14 protein-coding genes are annotated in these 16,554 nt (G+C 70.5%); 3 read left to right on the plus strand and 11 right to left on the minus strand.

What is annotated here, in order from left to right:
- Positions 1-136 precede the first annotated feature (136 nt).
- Together ACFQV6_RS36705 and proS are read right to left on the minus strand one after the other, a co-directional pair.
- Positions 137-790: a DUF402 domain-containing protein gene (locus ACFQV6_RS36705; RefSeq protein ID WP_378032375.1), complete on the minus strand. Its 654-nt coding sequence runs from the start codon at positions 788-790 to the stop codon at positions 137-139.
- Positions 787-2,193, minus strand: coding sequence for a proline--tRNA ligase (gene proS / locus ACFQV6_RS36710; RefSeq protein WP_378032298.1), 1,407 nt, complete (start codon positions 2,191-2,193; stop codon positions 787-789). The genes ACFQV6_RS36705 and proS overlap by 4 nt, the downstream gene beginning before the upstream one ends.
- 76 nt (positions 2,194-2,269) lie before the next feature.
- Between proS and ACFQV6_RS36715 the strand changes: the two genes are divergently transcribed.
- Entirely contained in the window at positions 2,270-2,473 is a 204-nt protein-coding gene (locus ACFQV6_RS36715; RefSeq protein ID WP_378032299.1) for a hypothetical protein, read from the plus strand.
- A gap of 62 nt (positions 2,474-2,535) precedes the next feature.
- Here the strand turns inward: ACFQV6_RS36715 and ACFQV6_RS36720 are convergent, their stop codons facing one another.
- From ACFQV6_RS36720 to ACFQV6_RS36735, 4 genes are all read right to left on the minus strand, one after another.
- On the minus strand, positions 2,536-3,612 hold the full coding sequence (locus ACFQV6_RS36720; RefSeq protein ID WP_378032300.1) for an amidohydrolase family protein: 1,077 nt from the start codon (positions 3,610-3,612) through the stop codon (positions 2,536-2,538).
- 173 nt (positions 3,613-3,785) lie between these two features.
- Complete coding sequence (locus ACFQV6_RS36725; RefSeq protein ID WP_378032301.1) at positions 3,786-4,394, minus strand: Uma2 family endonuclease; 609 nt, start codon at positions 4,392-4,394, stop codon at positions 3,786-3,788.
- A 65-nt stretch (positions 4,395-4,459) separates the two neighbouring features.
- The gene (gene ffh, locus ACFQV6_RS36730; RefSeq protein WP_378032302.1) at positions 4,460-6,010 is read right to left on the minus strand and encodes a signal recognition particle protein; all 1,551 of its coding nucleotides are present in this window, start codon (positions 6,008-6,010) and stop codon (positions 4,460-4,462) included.
- Positions 6,011-6,093: 83 nt separating this feature from the next.
- Positions 6,094-6,324 carry a hypothetical protein gene (locus ACFQV6_RS36735; RefSeq protein WP_378032303.1) on the minus strand — a complete coding sequence of 77 codons (231 nt, stop codon included), beginning with the start codon at positions 6,322-6,324 and terminating at the stop codon, positions 6,094-6,096.
- 239 nt (positions 6,325-6,563) lie between these two features.
- Here ACFQV6_RS36735 and ACFQV6_RS36740 point away from each other — a divergent pair, with 239 nt between their 5' ends.
- Together ACFQV6_RS36740 and ACFQV6_RS36745 are read left to right on the plus strand one after the other, a co-directional pair.
- Complete coding sequence (locus ACFQV6_RS36740; protein WP_378032304.1) at positions 6,564-8,342, plus strand: stealth family protein; 1,779 nt, start codon at positions 6,564-6,566, stop codon at positions 8,340-8,342.
- Positions 8,343-8,373: 31 nt separating this feature from the next.
- Positions 8,374-9,636 (plus strand): nucleotide sugar dehydrogenase, encoded by a 1,263-nt coding sequence (locus ACFQV6_RS36745; protein ID WP_378032305.1) that lies wholly within the window; start codon positions 8,374-8,376, stop codon positions 9,634-9,636.
- A 745-nt stretch (positions 9,637-10,381) separates the two neighbouring features.
- On the opposite strand, the gene ACFQV6_RS36750 is transcribed toward ACFQV6_RS36745, so the two are convergent.
- Genes ACFQV6_RS36750 through ACFQV6_RS36770 form a run of 5 tightly spaced genes read right to left on the minus strand, consistent with a single transcriptional unit; the run spans position 10,382 to position 16,472 of the window.
- Complete coding sequence (locus ACFQV6_RS36750) at positions 10,382-10,846, minus strand: GtrA family protein (RefSeq protein ID WP_378032306.1); 465 nt, start codon at positions 10,844-10,846, stop codon at positions 10,382-10,384.
- Complete coding sequence (locus ACFQV6_RS36755; RefSeq protein WP_378032307.1) at positions 10,833-11,813, minus strand: glycosyltransferase family 2 protein; 981 nt, start codon at positions 11,811-11,813, stop codon at positions 10,833-10,835. Before ACFQV6_RS36755 ends, ACFQV6_RS36750 begins: the two co-directional genes overlap by 14 nt.
- Complete coding sequence (locus tag ACFQV6_RS36760) at positions 11,810-13,414, minus strand: hypothetical protein (RefSeq protein WP_378032308.1); 1,605 nt, start codon at positions 13,412-13,414, stop codon at positions 11,810-11,812. Before ACFQV6_RS36760 ends, ACFQV6_RS36755 begins: the two co-directional genes overlap by 4 nt.
- Positions 13,411-14,124 carry a hypothetical protein gene (locus ACFQV6_RS36765; RefSeq protein WP_378032309.1) on the minus strand — a complete coding sequence of 238 codons (714 nt, stop codon included), beginning with the start codon at positions 14,122-14,124 and terminating at the stop codon, positions 13,411-13,413. The genes ACFQV6_RS36760 and ACFQV6_RS36765 overlap by 4 nt, the downstream gene beginning before the upstream one ends.
- A gap of 5 nt (positions 14,125-14,129) precedes the next feature.
- Positions 14,130-16,472, minus strand: a complete 2,343-nt coding sequence (locus ACFQV6_RS36770) for a glycosyltransferase (protein WP_378032310.1) — start codon at positions 16,470-16,472, stop codon at positions 14,130-14,132.
- Positions 16,473-16,554: the final 82 nt, after the last annotated feature.

Genomic DNA, 16,554 nt, shown 5'->3' on the forward strand with positions numbered 1-16,554 from the left:
ACCCGGCCGAACACCGCGCCCTGCAAAACCTACTCACCTCACCCCAGCCAACCGGTTGACACAGGGCACTCCCGCCGGGGCCGGGCCGGGGCCCACCTTCGGCGGCCCTGGCCCTTCATTCTGCGTGAGTGTGAAATCAAAAGCCGGCGCGCGGCCTGTCCCAGCCGGCGGGAACCTCGGCCGGGACGGGCCAGGTGGGGTCGGGGTGGAAGGTGGTCCAGGTGCCGTCGAAGGGGAAGTCGGCGGCCTCGATGCGCTTGATGACGCGGCGGCCCTCGGCCCAGACGGCGGCCTCGTCGGGCACCCAGTAGTGCTCGGGGAGGGCGAGGCGCTCGGCGAACTCGTCCTCGTCCTTCCAGCGCCACGAGCGGTCGGGCATCACCTCGATGTCGAGGTCCTGGTCGACCACGTCGACGCCGGCGATCACGCCGTCGTCCCAGCGGACGGCGTGTTCCTCGAGGTTGACGTACCAGTTCTTGAACGCGCCGTCGCCGGTGCGGAAGAACCACACCGAGTGCTCACCCTCCGGCGGGATGAACTTGAGGATCCCCGGGCCGTTCCAGCTGGACGGGACCAGCTTGTGTTCCAGGGTGACCCACTCCGCGAACGGCATGTCCCGGACGCCCCGGTCGTCGGCGGCGACCTCGATGATCACCGGCGTGTGGCGGGCCAGCCAGAGCAGCAGGCCGCGCTCGTCGTCCGAGACCACCCGGCACGGGCGGACGTTGACCAGCCGCCCGGCCGAGAAGTTCCGGTAGAGAACCGCTCGGCCCGGCGCGAAGACACTCAGTAGGACCGGCCCAGGTAGGCGATCAGGCCGGGCTCCTCGTCGGACTCCGGCATCGTGCCGTCCTCGCGGGTCAGGCAGCGGACGGTGACGGCCTTGCCGTTCGCCTCCTTCTCGCCCGCCTCGCCGACGGCCGACCACGGCACGCGGGCCCAGCCGGTCTGTGACGCCTCGAGCGCCTCACCGAGCGTCTTCACCTCGACCGTGTGCTCCTCGCGGAAGGCCAGGGCGTCGTCGTAGAGGCGCTGCTGGTCGGCCTTGAGCGAGGCCTGAACCATGGCGGCGACCTCGGCCAGCGCGATCGGGGTCTTGGAGCCGTCGATCCGCCGGGCCACGACCACGTTGCCGGTGGCCAGGTCGCGCGGACCCACCTCGACGCGGATCGGGATGCCCTGCAATTCCGCGTCCACCGCGCGACGACCGAAGGGGATGTCCGAACGGTCGTCGAGTTTTACCCGTACGCCCGCGTTTTTAAGATCTTCATGGAGCTGGGCCGCCACCTCGGCGACACCCTCGCCCGCCTTGACCACCATGATCTGGACCTGGATCGGCGCGAGACGCGGCGGCAGCCGCAGGCCGTTGTCGTCACCATGCACCATGATCAGGCCACCGAGCATCCGGGTCGAGGTGCCCCAGGACGTGGTCCAGGCGTGCTCGACGGTGCGGTCCGCCGAGGAGTAGGTGATGTCGAAGGCCTTGGCGAAGTTCTGCCCGAGCTCGTGCGAGGTGCCCATCTGCAGCGCCTTGCCGTCGCGCATCATGGCCTCGACGGTCATCGTGTTGGTGGCACCGGCGAACCGCTCACCACGGGTCTTGCGGCCGGGCACCACCGGGATGGCCAGCATCTCGGTCATGAACGCCTCGTAGACGTTCTTGTGGATGTCGCGGGCGTGCTCCCGGGCGTCCTGCTCGGTCGCGTGCGCGGTGTGACCCTCCTGCCAGAGGAACTCGGTGGTGCGCAGGAACGTCCGCGGGCGCAGCTCCCACCGGACCACGTTGGCCCACTGGTTGAGCAGCAGCGGCAGGTCACGGTAGGAGTCGACCCACTTGGCCATGAACTCACCGATCACGGTCTCGCTGGTGGGGCGCACCACGAGGGGCTCGGCGAGCTCCTTGCCACCGGCGTGGGTGACCACTGCCAGCTCGGGCGAGAAACCCTCGACGTGGTCGGCCTCGCGGCGCAGATAATTTTCCGGGATGAACAGCGGGAAGTAGGCGTTCTGCACGCCCGCTGCCTTGATCCGGCTGTCCATGTCGGCCTGCATGCGCTCCCAGATGGCGTAGCCGACCGGCCGGATCACCATCGTGCCGCGCACCGGGCCGTTGTCGGCGAGCTGCGCCTTGGCGATGAGGTCCTGGTACCAGCGGGGAAAGTCCTCCGCACGGGGAGTGAGCACGCGAGCCATGAGGACGCATCTTAGTCTCGCGCCGGGTGCGACCTCGCGGGCGGGCGTGCCGTGTCCCTCTCCGGAGAAGGACGGGGTGACGGATGGACTTCGATGGCTTCTACCGGGACACCGGGCGTCGATCCACTCCGTCTCGACCGCGGACGGGAAGGCGACCGGGATCGCGGAGGTGCCGGCCCTGGGCGGCAGGTGCGCCTGGAACGCGGAGATGCTCGCCTGCCCGGTCCGGCCGGACGGTCCGGGGAGTGTCGAGCTGCGGATCTGGCGCTTCACCCGGTGATCGTTTTCGGGCGGTGATCATTTGATTGCGGCTTATTTGATTACGGCTTATTTGATGACGGCTTATTTGATGACGGCGCCTCGCAGGATGATGCGGCGGGGCGCCTTCACCACTCGCAGGTCCACGCGCGGGTCGGCGTCGTAGACGACCAGGTCGGCCAGCCCGCCCTCGACCAGCCCCGGGAAGCCGAGCCACTCCCGGGCCCCCCACGACGCCGCCGCCAGGACGTCGATCGCCGGGATGCCGGCCTCGTGCAGGTAGAGCATCTCGTCGGCGGCCAGCCCGTGCCGGATGCCGCCACCCGCATCCGTGCCGACGTAGATCGGGACGCCGGCCTCGTACGCGGCCAGCACCACGGACGGGAAGCGGTCGCGGAGGGCGATCATGTGGTCCGCGTACCCGGCGAACTTCTCCCGGGCCTGATCAGCAATCTTCCCGAAGGTCCGAATGTTGATCATCGTGGGGACCAGTGCGGTGCCCCGCCGTGCCATCTCGTCGACCAGGTCCAGCGTGAGCCCGGTGCCGTGCTCCACCGAGTCCACCCCGGCCCGCACCATGATCTCCACGCCCTCCTCGGAGAACGTGTGCACCGCGGCCCGCGCCCCGGCGGCGTGAGCGGCCTCCACCGCCGCGGCCATCGTCGCAGCGTCCCAGCTCGGCGCCAGGTCACCCACCTCACGGTCGATCCAGTCGCCGACCAGCTTCACCCAGCCGGTGCCGGCCCGGGCCTGCGCGGTGACGGCCGCCGCGACCTCACCAGCCACCACCTCCACACCGATGTCACGCAGATAGCGGCGGGGCGCGGCCACGTGCCGCCCGGCCCGCGCGAGGCGTGGCACGCCCGGTTCGTCATCAAGTTCGGGGTACGGGTACGGCGAACCGGCATCCCGGATAGCCAGAACACCCGCGTCCCGATCGGTGGCGGCGAGCTCGCGGGCCTGATCGACGCTCTCGATCGGCTTCGCACCGTAGGCGATGCCCAGGTGGCAGTGCGCGTCAACCAGCCCCGGAACGATCCAGCCACCGCCACTGACCGTCTCGGCGCCCGCCACCGGCTCGAAGGTGACCCGATCCCCCACCAGCCAGACATCCCGAATCTCGCCGTCGGGCAGAACAGTCCCACGCACATGCAACGCCATGAACCAGTCCTACCGGATCAAGGCCCCGCCTGTCGTGGCGCCCCCGCCCCACCCTCAACCAGTCCCGCCCGATCAAGGGCGCCCTTTGTCCTGGTGAGGCCGAGTCGTCGTGACGAGGCCGAGGCCCAGCGACAACAAACGCGCACGTCGGCGTTACGTGCGAGCCAACCGAACTACGGCCGGGCCACCGCTCGAATCCGGTCCCGCCGCCGCGTCCAGGCCGGCAGATCCAGCGTCATCTCCCACGGCTGGTCGACCGTAACGAGCCGGTCAGTGTGCCGCACCTGTTCGTAGTCCCCACCCGGACCGAGCACGAACTGCGTAAGCGTCACGCACTCCGCCAGCGGGTCGACGATCCAGTAGTGCGGAATCGCCACATAGGCATACTTCTTCACCTTGCCGGTCCGGTCGAACCTCTTCGTGGACTCCGAGGCGACCTCGACCACGAGCGGCACGTCACCCGGCCGAACCGGCGATTTCCCGGCGCCCTCCTCGTGGATGAGGACCACGTCGGGACGCAGCTCATTGCGCCGGTCCAGGAGCACCGCCTGTTCCGGGTTGACAAGGATGTTGTCCGGGCAGTGCTCCCGGGCGGCGAAAGCGATCTCCAGAACCAGAAACTGATGGATGGGCAGGGCGAGGGGCGACAAGACGAGCCTTCCGTCGATCAACTCGTAACGGAGATCGTCGGGAAGGTCCGCGATGTCGTCGACGGTCAGGTCGTCTCGCCCCAGCAGGTGCTCGATCAAGTCCCACTCGTTCAGGTGCGGCGCAGCGGTCATCGGCTCCTCCTCAACGGATTCGCCTTCGACCATACTAGGCACCAGTCCAGATGCTCTATGCCAACTTAGCGCTGGTCATCCTTGGGCTTGTTCAGCTTGTTGAAGTCGATCTTCGGCAGCTTGAAGCCGGGCGGCAGCCCCTGCCCGCCGCCGAGCGCACTCGGGTCCATGCCCGGCGGCAGCTGCGGCATCCCGCCCGGGAAGCCGGCACCACCGGGACGCCCGGCGACGCGCGGCCGGTTGCCGCCCTTGGTGCCCTTGCGCTTGTTCTTCGAGCTCTTCGTCGCGCTGCGGCGGCTGCCCGGCAGGCCCATCATGCCGGTCATCTGCTTCATCATCTTCTGCGCGTCGACGAAGCGGTTGAGCAGCTGGTTGACGTCCATCACCGTAACGCCGGAGCCGTTGGCGATGCGCAGGCGGCGGGAGGCGTTGATGATTTTCGGGGTGGTGCGCTCCTGCGGGGTCATCGAGCGGATGATCGCGGTGACCCGGTCGAAGTGGCTGTCGTCGAGCTCGTCGAGCTGGCCCTTGAGCTGGTTCATCCCGGGCATCATGCCGAGGATGTTGGCGATCGGGCCCATCCGGCGGACCGCGATCAGCTGGTCCAGGAAGTCTTCCAGCGTGAACTGCTCGCCACCGAGCAGCTTGTTGGTCATCTTCTCTTTCTGATCCTCGTCGAAGGCCTGCTCGGCCTGCTCGATGAGGGTCAGCATGTCGCCCATGCCGAGGATCCGGCTGGCCATCCGGTCCGGGTGGAAGACGTCGAAGTCCTCGAGCTTCTCACCGGTGGAGGCGAACAGGATCGGCTGGCCGGTGACGTGCCGGACGGAGAGCGCGGCACCACCGCGGGCGTCGCCGTCGAGCTTGGAGAGGACGACACCGGTGATGCCCACGCCGTCGCGGAACGCCTCGGCGGTCTGCACGGCGTCCTGGCCGACCATCGCGTCGATGACGAAGATGACCTCGTCCGGCTGGACGGCGGCGCGGATGTCGGCGGCCTGCCGCATCATCTCGGCGTCGATGCCGAGGCGGCCGGCGGTGTCGACGATGACGATGTCCTTCGCCGTCCGCCGGGCGTGCTCGAGGGAGTCCTTGGCGACCTGCACCGGGTCACCGACGCCGTTGCCGGGCTGCGGGGCGTAGACGTCCACCCCGGCCCGGCCGGCGAGCACCTGGAGCTGGTTGACCGCGTTCGGCCGCTGGAGGTCACAGGCGACGAGCAGCGGCTGGTGGCCCTGGCCCTTGAGCCAGCGGGAGAGCTTGCCGGCCAGCGTGGTCTTACCGGAGCCCTGGAGGCCGGCCAGCATGATGACGGTGGGCGGCTGCTTGGCGAAGACCATCCGCCGCCCCTCGCCACCGAGGATGTTGATCAGCTCTTCGTGGACAATCTTGATGATCTGCTGCGCGGGGTTGAGTGCCTGGGAGACCTCGGCGCCGCGCGCCCGCTCCTTCAGGTTGGCGATGAACGCCTTGACCACCGGCAACGCGACGTCCGCCTCCAGCAGCGCGAGGCGGATCTCGCGCGCGGTGGCGTCGATGTCGGCATCAGTGAGCCGGCCCTTGCCGCGAAGCTTGGTGAAGATCCCGGAGAGGCGGTCACTCAAGGTGTCAAACACGGTGCGCTGGTCCTTAGGTTCGGCTCGGCCCGTCGATGGTAAAAGTTGGCGCCGCCCGCAAGCCTAGCCGCACCGCGCGCGCCTCACCGGTTCCGCATCCGGTACGTCTTGGCCGCCGCCTCGATCCGCCGCTGGGTCCGCGTCCCGGGTGCGATCGACTGCTTCACCTTGCCGTACAGGTAGAGCCCGCCGGCCACCGCGATCGCGCCCACGATCAGGTAGAAGAGGAACGGCCCGATCAGCGAGCTGACCACCCAGCCCACCACGATCACGCCCGCGATCAGTCCCACGAGATACGCCACTGCCTTGCCCATCGCGGCCTCCTGCCGTCGTCGGCTTGTCGCCTCCTCCACCATGCCGGGCCCACGCAAGTGCCCGCATCGGCCGTGACCCCGAGGCGTTCCCCTAGGGGTGGCTCTTCTGGAATTCTGCGCAACACGTCAATAAAGGGCGTATACCGCAGGGAAAGCGTGCAACTCCTGATATAGACCGCAACTTCCGTCTCAGCCGTGACGTTAAGGCTGGCGACGAACCGCGGCGAAAGGACGACGGCGTGACCCTGCGGCAGATCCTGCGGCTGACCCCCTGGGCGGTCCGGCGACGGGTCTTCGAGGCGGTCGAGGCTCGTGTCCTGCCCCGGGTCGCTCCCGAACGGCGGCTCGGCATCGCCCGTACCCTGATGCCTTTGGCGCCTGTGCGACTCGCCGGCCGGACCGGTGCGACAAGCCTGCGCGTCCGCACCAGTAAAGGCCTGGTGGCCGCCCGGATCGAGACCGCGACCGGCCCTGTCGAGGTCCGCCGCCACAACCTGGACCGGGTGGTACGCGCCCTGGACCTGGCCGGCGTCGACTGGTTCCGGGTGCCGTCCCGCGTGGCCGTCCGCACCACCGTCGCCGTCCGCGAGGCCGACCGCGACCAGGTCCTGCGGCTGCTCCGCGAGCTGACCGCCGACGATCACGGCCTGCTCCGGACCGTGCTGCCGAAGGGCCGCCGCGGCAGGCACACGCCGCGGGTCGTGTCCGTCTGCTGGCCGGTCACCGATCCGGGCGGCAGCATGCTCCTCGGCACCCAGTACGCCTGCGAGGTCGAGTTCTGGCGCGAGCAGAGCGGCCGGCTGGTGGCACCACGGCGCAACCCGATTGCCGACTCGATCCCCGCCGACGAGCCCCGCGTGCTGGCGCCCGAGCCGGTCTTCAGCGCGTTCAGCTCCCCCGGCGACGTGGCCGGCTACCGGACCCGCCGGATGTTCACCGCTGTGGACCCGGACCGGATCGACTTCCCGATCGACGTGGTCTACACCTGGGTCGACGGCTCCGACACGGCCTGGCAGCGGCGCAAGGCGCGGGCGCTCGCGGACAACGCCTGGGTCGGCGAGGTCAGCTCACAGACCGCCAACGACTCGCGGTACGCCAGCCGCGACGAGCTGCGCTACTCGATGCGCGCCCTGCACGCCTTCGCGCCGTGGGTGCGCCGGGTCTTCCTGGTCACCGACGATCAGGTGCCGCCCTGGCTGGACCTGGGCCATCCCCGGCTCACCGTGGTCAGCCACCGGGAGATCTTCGGCGACACCGGGAAGCTGCCCACCTTCAACTCGCAGGCGATCGAGTCCCGGCTGCACCGGATCCCCGGGCTCGCCGAGCACTTCCTGTACCTCAACGACGACGTGGTGCTGGGCCGGCCGGTCACCCCCGACCTGTTCTTCACCCCGGGCGGGCTGACCAGGTTCTTCCCCTCCACGGCGCGGGTCGACGCCGCACCCCGCGGGCCCGCTGACCGGCCCGCCGACTCGGCCGCCAAGAACAACCGGCGGCTGATCGAGGAGGCGTTCGGCCGGGTGCTGACCCGCAAGATGATGCACACACCGCACCCGTCCCGGCGCAGCGTGATCGCCGAGATCGAGAGGCGGTTCGCCGAGCAGGTGACGGCCACCGCGGAACACCAGTTCCGGCATCCGGACGACATCTCGCTGCTCTCCTCGCTGCAGCAGTACTACGCGTACCTGACCGGCAAGGCGGCACCCGGCGAGATCCGCTACCTCTACACGGACCTGGCGAAACCGGCGACGCCGCTGCTGCTCGCGCGGCTGCTGCGGAACCGCAACGTGGACGCGTTCTGCCTCAACGACGTGGACGTGCACAGCGCCGCGGTGCCCGACCAGGATGCGCTGCTCGCCGAGTTCCTCCCGGCGTACCTGCCGTTCATCTCGCCGTTCGAGCTGCGCAAGCCCCGGGCGGGGACGGCACCCGCCGCCCGGACGCTCACGGCGCCGCGCCAGCCGGTCCCACCCAGCCCGGTCCCACCCAGCGACGTGGCCCTGCCGCCCGTCGCCTGATCTGCGACTCCCATCCGACAAGGAGATTCCTGTGAGCTACGACGTCGTCATCCTCGGACTCGGGTACGTCGGGCTGCCACTGGCGCAGCAGGCGATCCGGGCCGGCATGTCGGTGCTCGGCTTCGACGTGGACGAGACGGTGGTGAGCGCCCTCGGCGCCGGCCGTTCGCACGTCGACGACCTGAGCGACAAGGACGTGGACGAGATGCTGTCCGGCGGTTTCGTCCCGACCACCGACGAGACCCTGATCGCGCAGGCACGCACGGCGGTGATCTGCGTGCCGACCCCGCTCTCCGAGGGTGACGGGCCGGACCTGCGCGCGGTGGTCGGCGCCACCTCGGCGATCGGCCGCAACCTGCGCCCCGGCATGCTCGTCGTGCTGGAGTCCACCACCTATCCGGGCACCACCGACGAGGTGGTCCGGCCGCGGCTGGAGCAGCTCTCCGGCCTGACCGCCGGCATCGACTTCCACCTGGCCTTCTCCCCCGAGCGGATCGACCCGGGCAACGAGACCTACGGCGCGCACAACACACCGAAGGTGGTCGGCGGCTACACCCCGGCCTGCACGGATGTGGCGTCGCGCTTCTACGGCCGGTTCGTCGAGACGGTGGTCCGGACCCGCTCCACCCGTGAGGCGGAGACGGCGAAACTGCTGGAGAACACCTACCGGCACGTCAACATCGCCCTGGTCAACGAGATGGCCCGGTTCTGCCACGAGCTCGACATCGACCTCTGGGACGTGATCCACGCGGCCTCCACCAAGCCGTTCGGGTTCCAGGCCTTCTACCCGGGCCCCGGCGTCGGCGGCCACTGCATCCCGATCGACCCGAACTACCTTTCGCACAACGTCCGCAGCAAGCTCGGCTACCCGTTCCGCTTCGTCGAGCTGGCCCAGGAGATCAACACGACGATGCCGGCCTACGTCGCCCGGCGCGCGCAGAACCTCCTCAACGCCGACGGTCAGGCCGTCCGCGGAGCCACGGTCCTGCTGCTCGGCATCACCTACAAGGCCAACATCGCCGACCAGCGCGAGTCACCCGCCGCACCGCTGGCCCGCCAACTGGCCTCGCTCGGCGCCACCGTCGCCTACCACGACCCGCACGTCCGCACCTGGGACGTCGGCGGCGTCCCGGTCGAGCGCACCGACGACCTCGAGGGCGCCGCGGCCTCCGCCGACCTGGTCATCCTGGTCCAGAACCACCGCGAATACGACCCCGACCACCTGGCCCGCATCGCCAAACGCTTCTTCGACACCCGCGGCGTCACCACCACCCGCGAAGCCCACCGCCTCTGACCCGCCCCCTTCACAGACCAGACCCCTCTCTTCACAGACCAGACCGCCTCTCTTCACAGACCAGACCCCTCTCTTCACAGACCAAACCGCGAACTTCCAGATCAACCCCTACTTCCAGATCAACCCCTATTTCGTACGGTCGGCGCAAAGCTCACTTCCGTCCACGCGACCACCTGCAACTCCATACCGCCCGGCGCCCGCCGGGCGGACCTGCCCACTCCAACTCACCCCTCACCCCCTCACGCCCAGCCAAACAGCCCCGCCGAGCACCCGAACAACCCAGCTGGCCCTCAGCGGGGCCTCCCGCCCAAAAACACACCCCTCACGCCCAGCCGAACAGCCCCGCCGAGCACCCGAACAACTCAGCTGGCCCTCAGCGGGGCCTTTCCGCCGCAAACACACCCCTGACGCCCAGCCGAGCGAACCAGCTGGACGCCAGCGGGGCCTTCCAGCCGCAAACACACCCCTGACGCCCAGCCGAGCGAACCAGCTGGACGCCAGCGGGGCCTTCCAGCCGCAAACACACCCCTGACGCCCAGCCGAGCGAACCAGCTGGACGCCAGCGGGGCCTTCCCGCCGCAAACACACCCCTGACGCCCAGCTGAGCGAGCCGGCTGGGCGTCAGCGGGGCCTTTCGGCCGCGAATACACCGCTGACGCCCAGCTGAGCGAGTCGGCTGGGCGCCAGCGGAGCCTTCCGGCCGCGAACACACCGCTGACGCCCAGCCGAGCGAGCCGGCTGGGCGTCAGGGGGCAGCGGAGGCGAAGGTCCAGCGGGAGTTGAGGGCGTAGTTGAGAGCGGGGATCAGTAGCAGCGCCACGGCTTGAACCAGCGCGTACGGACCGTCGAGCAGCTCGGCACCGATCCACAGGACCACGGTGTTGAGGGTGAAGGCCGCAGCCGTCACGGCCAGGAACCGCGGGCCGGCCACCGCGTGCCCCGCCGACGACCGGAACACCCATAGGTGCTGGAGCAGGTAGGACACCACCACACTCACCGCGAACCCCACCGTCGACGCCGGCACCGGCGGCATACCCGCCCACGCCGAACAGGCCAGCCCGACCCCGAGATGGGTGGCCGCACTCAGCCCGCCACTGACGGCGTAGCGAAGCAGCCGAGCCAGAGCGGCGCGGCGACAAAGCGGAGCGAGACCGGCGCGGCGACAAAGCCGGGCCAGAGCGGCGAAGCGGGTCGGTTCAGTGGTCCGCACGTTGTTCGACGACCCATTGTTCGGGAACGGCGGCCTCAGCGGGCCCGGTGGCTCGCTCCTGAACCAGATAGCGCGGCCGCCCCCGAACCTCCTCGTGAATGCGGGCCAGGTACTCGCCGATCACCCCGAGCCCGATCAGCACGAACGTCCCGGTGACGAGCAGCAGCAGGATGACAGTGGTGAACCCGGCCACCGATCCCCCGCTGATCCAGCGCACCAGCGTCTGCACCCCGAGCACCACCGCGAACACCGCGAAGCTGAACCCGGCCAGCGTGACCATGTGCAGCGGCGCCGACGTGAACGAGGTGAGACCGTTCACGGCGAGCCGGAACAGGCCGCTGAGCGTCCACCGGGTGGCACCCCCCTCACGGTGGTCGATGTCCACCTCGACGGTCGCCCGGGTGAACCCGATCCAGCTGCTGGTGCCCCGGAAGAACGTGGAGTGCTCGGGCATGCGCCGCAAAGCTTCCAGCGCCGGCCGGCCGAGCAACCGGAAGTCGGTGGCGTCCACGAGATCCACCTTGGTGAGGCCGGTGAACGCCTTGTTGAACACGCGGGCGCTCAGCCGGTTGCCGAGCGACTGCCCGGTCCGGTTCGTCTTCACGGCTTCGACCACGTGTGCTCCGGCCTGCCAGCGCCGCACCATGGCGGGGATGGCCGAGGGCGGGTGCTGGAGGTCCGAGTCGATCACCACGACGGCGTCGCCGGTCGCGTAGTCGAGCCCGGCCAGCATCGCCGGTTCCTTGCCGAAGTTGCGGGACAGCCGCAGACCGTGCACTCGTGGGTCGAGCACGGCCTGCTGGGCGATGCGGGACCAGGAGTCGTCGGTCGAGCCGTCGTCGACGAGCACCAGTTCGAAGCGGAGGGCGGCCTCGCCCATCACCTCGGCGACGCGGGCGACGAACCGTTCGACGCCGGCGCCCTCGTTGTAGACCGGGGCGACCACGGAGATCAGCGGATCGTTCATGTGATCACCCGGCAGAACGGGACGCCGGCGATCGTCCGCGCGGCCATGTCGAGCGAGTCGGTGTAGCGCTGCTGCTGGAACGGCCTGCTGTCGTTGTTGCGCAGCGCCTCGGCCAGCAGGGCGCAGCGCCGGGCGTCACCGGCTTCGCCGCGTTCGAAGGAGGCCATGGCGAGCGCGATCCGGTTGTCCAGTTGCGACGTCGACCAGCCGGCGGACTGGTCCGCGTAGTTCCGGTTGGCCGCGACGGAGCCGGCCGCGCAGAGCACCAGGGCGGCCAGGGCGAGTCCGGCGGCGCGGCGCCTGGCCCGGGTGACCAACAGGAACAGCGTGACGGCGAGGAGCATGCCGGCGGGCGCTGTGGTGGCTGAGTCGCGCCAGCCCTCCGTCCACAGCCCCACTCCGGCGAGGTTGGTGTTCACCTCGACGCTGAGGGCGGCGGGCAGGGCGCCGAAGACGAGCAGGGCCAGGGCCGCGAGAGCGAGGCCCGCGAGGGGCCGGGTGGTGGGCCGGGTCGAGGCCGGGACTTTTTTCATCGTACGAACGACGAGCACCGCCATCAGGAGAAACGCCGCGAGAGGCAGGGGTCCCCACAGCCAGGCTCCGGGGGCCTCGCCGGTGGCCGCGCGCCACTGGGCCGGCGGCAACCAGGCCAGCATCCGGGCCGGCAGCACGAGCAGTCCGCGGTCGCCCACCGCCAGGTCCGAGCCGTGATAGCAGCTGCCGTCCGCACAGTAACCCTGGATGATCCACCGGACGGCCGCGAAGACCGGCAGGAATCCGGCCCAGAGCAGGCCGGTCAGCCGTACGCCGGGCGCGCGCAGCATCTGCCGCGGACTCTGCCCGAGCACGAACCGCGCACGAACCAGCACAGTCACGGTCGCCAGCGGCACAGCGAAGTAGGCCGGCTCGTTGAAGACCGCCAGCGCACCGCCGGCCGACAGCCCGAGAACCGCGTGCCACCAGCGGAGCCGTTCCAGCCGGCAGGCCGCGACGGCGACGAGAAGGACCAGGGCCGCGGTGGTCAGGTAGAGGCCACCGAACAGCGTCGTGGTGCTGTTGCGCCCGGCGGCGATCAGGCCCGCACCGACCGCGTACGGCAGGAGCAGCGCCACCACCGACGGTGGCGTACCGAAGAGCCGCCCCCGGGTCAGCACGCTCTCCGCGAAGAGCACCACGGTGAACGTCAGCAGGATCGCCGCACCGATGGTGACCAGGCGCAACGCGATGCCGGCCGGCAGGTGCAGCTGCTGCATGCCGAGGAAGGCGAGCAGGTCGAGGGCCTTCTCCACCATCCGGCCGAGCGGGCGGAAGTTCCCGAGCCGCAGGTACGTCTCCCCGGTGGCGATCGTGTGCGAGACGATCCGCAGCGGGTCGTCGCGGAACATGCCGCCGTGCCAGTAGATGTTGAATCGGTGGTCGCCGCGGGGCGCGACGGCCGCCAGCGGCACCAGGACGATCAGGGGCATCAGGACGCAGCGGCGCAGGACGTGTCCCCAGAGCGAGCGGCCCGGGGCCGGCGTCTCCTCGGACTGTCCGGGAGCAGAGCCACGCCGCACCCCAATGCCCGGTTGCTGGCGTACTGTCACGGTTTCGGCGGTCACGACTGCTGCAACGACCGCTGCACCGGCGGGGTTGTGTCGGGCCTGCCCAGCAGATCCGCCAGAGCCGGCGGGTGATCCGGATCGACGAAGATCACCTGGCTCGCGGCGTGCTCACCGGACAGCCGAGAGAGCCGCTCGGCGAGCACACCGTCCCACGGCCGGTCCGGCCGGTGCCGGTGCCAGGTCTGCCGGTCCGGCAGGTACTCGATGATCAGGCCGGCCTTGCGCAGCAGGGAGAACGCCGGATCGTCGGTCAGCACCACCGCCCGGTGGTCGGCCTCGACGAGCAGGCGCCGCTGAAGGGCCAGCACGAACGAGCGCAGTGCGGGCAGGCCGAGGCCGATCGCCACGTAGAGGTGGGTGGGCAGGACCGGCGTGACGACCCGGGACTTGCGCGGTTTCACCGGTGCCGGGCGGCGTATCCGGCCGACCAGGCGGCGCAGCAGGCGCGGCGAGGAGTGCAGCGGGTCACGGGCGAACGTGACCAGCGTGCGCCCGAGCCGGTAGGAACCGCTGGCCCGCAACCGCCGGACGGCCTTGCGCTCCTTGTCCCGCTCCCGGGTGAGTCCCTCGCACCGGGTACGCCAGGCGTCGCGCTGCTGTTCGACAGTGCGCAGCCGCACCACGAGCGCCTGGAGGCGGGCCGGATCGGGTTCGGGACCGGACGGCCCCCCGGTGAGAACCGCGAGCTCCGTGGACGTCTCGGACATGCTGGTCACGCTCCAGTCGATGTCGGGCCGGGCACCACGGTCCCGATCAGCACGGGCCCAGCGAGTGAGGATCCGGTGAGTGCGGGTCCGGTGAGTGCGGGTCCGGTGAGCGCGAGACCCGCCGGCGCGGGATCGGCCCGTGCGGGATCGGCCGGTGCGAATTCGGCCATCGCCGGATCGGCCAGCCCGACGAGCCAGCGCGCCGCCGCGGCGGCACCGTTGCCGATCCGCAGCTCGGCGCAACGGCTGCTCAGCCGCTCGCGCACGTCCTCCCGTACCGCAAGGTCCAGCACCCGGTCCAGGTCCTCGCCCGCCGGGTCCTCGACGATCAGCGCGGCACCCGCCGCTGCCGCGAAGCGGGCGCGGCTCACCTGGTCGTCCAGGGACGTCTCCCGGTTCGGTACGAAGACCGTGGGAACGCCGAACGCCAGCAGCTCATGGAACGAGTTGTAACCCGACGCGCTGATCACCAGGTCCAGTCCGCGCAGATACCGGCTGATCGGGTACAGCTTCACCAGAAGGGTCCCGGGGACCGGCGGCATCGGCTCGGTCGCGATCGTGGACTCCGCGAGCACCACCTGGAACCCGGCGTCACGCAGCCGCGCGGCGATCCGCGCGGCGGGCGTCGAGATGTCGTTGATGTTGCCGGCGCCGAGCTGGAGCAGCGCGGCCGGGCGCTCCGGGTCGAGCCCCAGCGCCTCCCGGGCGGCCTCCCGGTCCACCAGCTCGTGCCGGTCGAGGTAGGTGATCGGCTCCACCGCGTGGACCCGGTCCCGGTCCGGGACGGTCGGGCCCTCGTCGGCCGCGGCGGCGAACTCGCCGGGCTCCAGGATGCCGTCGAAGACCGCGCCCCGCTCGATCCACTCCGCTCCGGTGTCCCGGCGCCACATCGGCCGCCGCACCCAGACCCAGGTGACGTCACGGCGGGCCCGCACCGCGGCGACGATGCCGTCGTGCGGGACGCTGTCGACCGCGACCACGGCCGGGCGGTGCAGGTCCACCAGGTGTTCGAGGCGGCTGCGCAGCAGCTCCGACCAGCGCTGCCGGGGCAGTCCCAGCACACGGCGGGACGGGATGTACTCGGTGAGGAAACCCTCCCGATGCGCCACCGAGGCGCCGTGCGACTGGGTGGCGATCACGGCCGGCGTCTCCGGCGGCAGCCGCCGCCCGATCGCCATCAGCCGGGACAGGTGGCCGAGGCCGGCGCCGTTGTCGCTGACCAGCAGCACGCCACGGGCCGGCTCGTGCTCCGGGGACGTCACCGGTTCTCCGTGCGCCGGGGACGGGCCGGGCGGGTGAACGCCACGCTCGGCGAGGCGGGCCACGTGCGACGGGTAACCGAAATTGCCCTCGACGAACTCGCGGGCCCGCCGTGCCACCGCCCGGCAGCGGTCCTGGTCGTCGTAGAGCTGGTGGATCAGCGGCACGACGCCGGCCGGTGTGGTGTAGAGCGCGGCGTCGCCGAAGACCGGCCGGAAGTGCTCGCCGATCACCACCGGCACACCGGCCGCCATCGCCTCCATGATCGTCCGGCCGAACGCCTCGACCAGGTCGGGATCGTGGAAGTAGACGAAGAAGTCGAGCCCGCGCAGGAACTCACCCGGTGTGACGGTGCCGAACTCCAGCACCTCCCAGTTCTCCGGCTGCCTGCCGAGCTTCTCCACCGCCAGCTCACCGCCGCCGAGGATGCGCACCCGCAGGCTGGAGTTGTCCGGATAGGCCTGGAGCAGCTCCTCGGCGGTCCGGGGCCACTTCACCGGGTCGGGCCGCCCGTGCCGCCCGATGACCGGGACACCGGCGACCGGGCCGTTGCGTTCGGCCCACCAGTCCGCGGTGTCGATGATCTCGTGCCAGTCGGTCTCGGCCAGCGGCGCGTCAGGTGCCGCGCGCAGCACCTCACCCCGTACCTGCGGGCTGATCGGCGCCCACTCGAGCCCGGTTTCGAAACAGCTCTCCAGGCGGGTCTTGACCTCGGCGAAGTCGTAGTAGCGGGCCGGGTCGGCGGCGTCACCGGGAGCCTGGTTGAGCACCACCACGGTGCGGTCGGCCCGGATCCGGGGAACCACCGGCAGATCCTGGGTGAAGATCCGCGGCTGGCGGATCACCAGCAGCCGGGCGTGCACCGTCTCCCCCTCGGTGCCCAGGTCGGCCTGCCCCTCGCGGAGCAGCTCGACGAGCAGCGGGTTGAACGGGCGATCCCGTTTCAGATGCGGCGACCGGACCTGGACGAGCACGGTGGAGAGACCGGCGCGGGCCTGCGCGCGGACCTCGGCGGCGATGCTGGCCGAGGTACCGCCCGGATACCGGAAGTCCGAGAGGATCGCCACGTCATGGACGTTCTCGGTCATGGTGTTTCTCTCCGATGCTCGGCGCCTCGCGTACCCCGCGGGCACGACGAATACCCCGCGAACACAACGAACGGCGCTCGCC

Source organism: Actinoplanes sp. GCM10030250 (assembly GCF_042666575.1).
Taxonomy (GTDB): domain Bacteria; phylum Actinomycetota; class Actinomycetes; order Mycobacteriales; family Micromonosporaceae; genus Actinoplanes.

Excerpts from the sequence above, each read along its gene's own strand:
- ACFQV6_RS36770 (WP_378032310.1), bottom strand. The coding sequence starts at position 16,472 with ATGACCGAGAACGTCCATGACGTGGCGATCCTCTCGGACTTCCGGTAT.
- ACFQV6_RS36720 (WP_378032300.1), bottom strand. The coding sequence starts at position 3,612 with ATGGCGTTGCATGTGCGTGGGACTGTTCTGCCCGACGGCGAGATTCGG.
- ACFQV6_RS36735 (WP_378032303.1), bottom strand. The coding sequence starts at position 6,324 with ATGGGCAAGGCAGTGGCGTATCTCGTGGGACTGATCGCGGGCGTGATC.
- ACFQV6_RS36765 (WP_378032309.1), bottom strand. The coding sequence starts at position 14,124 with ATGTCCGAGACGTCCACGGAGCTCGCGGTTCTCACCGGGGGGCCGTCC.
- ACFQV6_RS36755 (WP_378032307.1), bottom strand. The coding sequence starts at position 11,813 with ATGAACGATCCGCTGATCTCCGTGGTCGCCCCGGTCTACAACGAGGGC.
- proS (WP_378032298.1), bottom strand. The coding sequence starts at position 2,193 with ATGGCTCGCGTGCTCACTCCCCGTGCGGAGGACTTTCCCCGCTGGTAC.
- ACFQV6_RS36725 (WP_378032301.1), bottom strand. The coding sequence starts at position 4,394 with ATGACCGCTGCGCCGCACCTGAACGAGTGGGACTTGATCGAGCACCTG.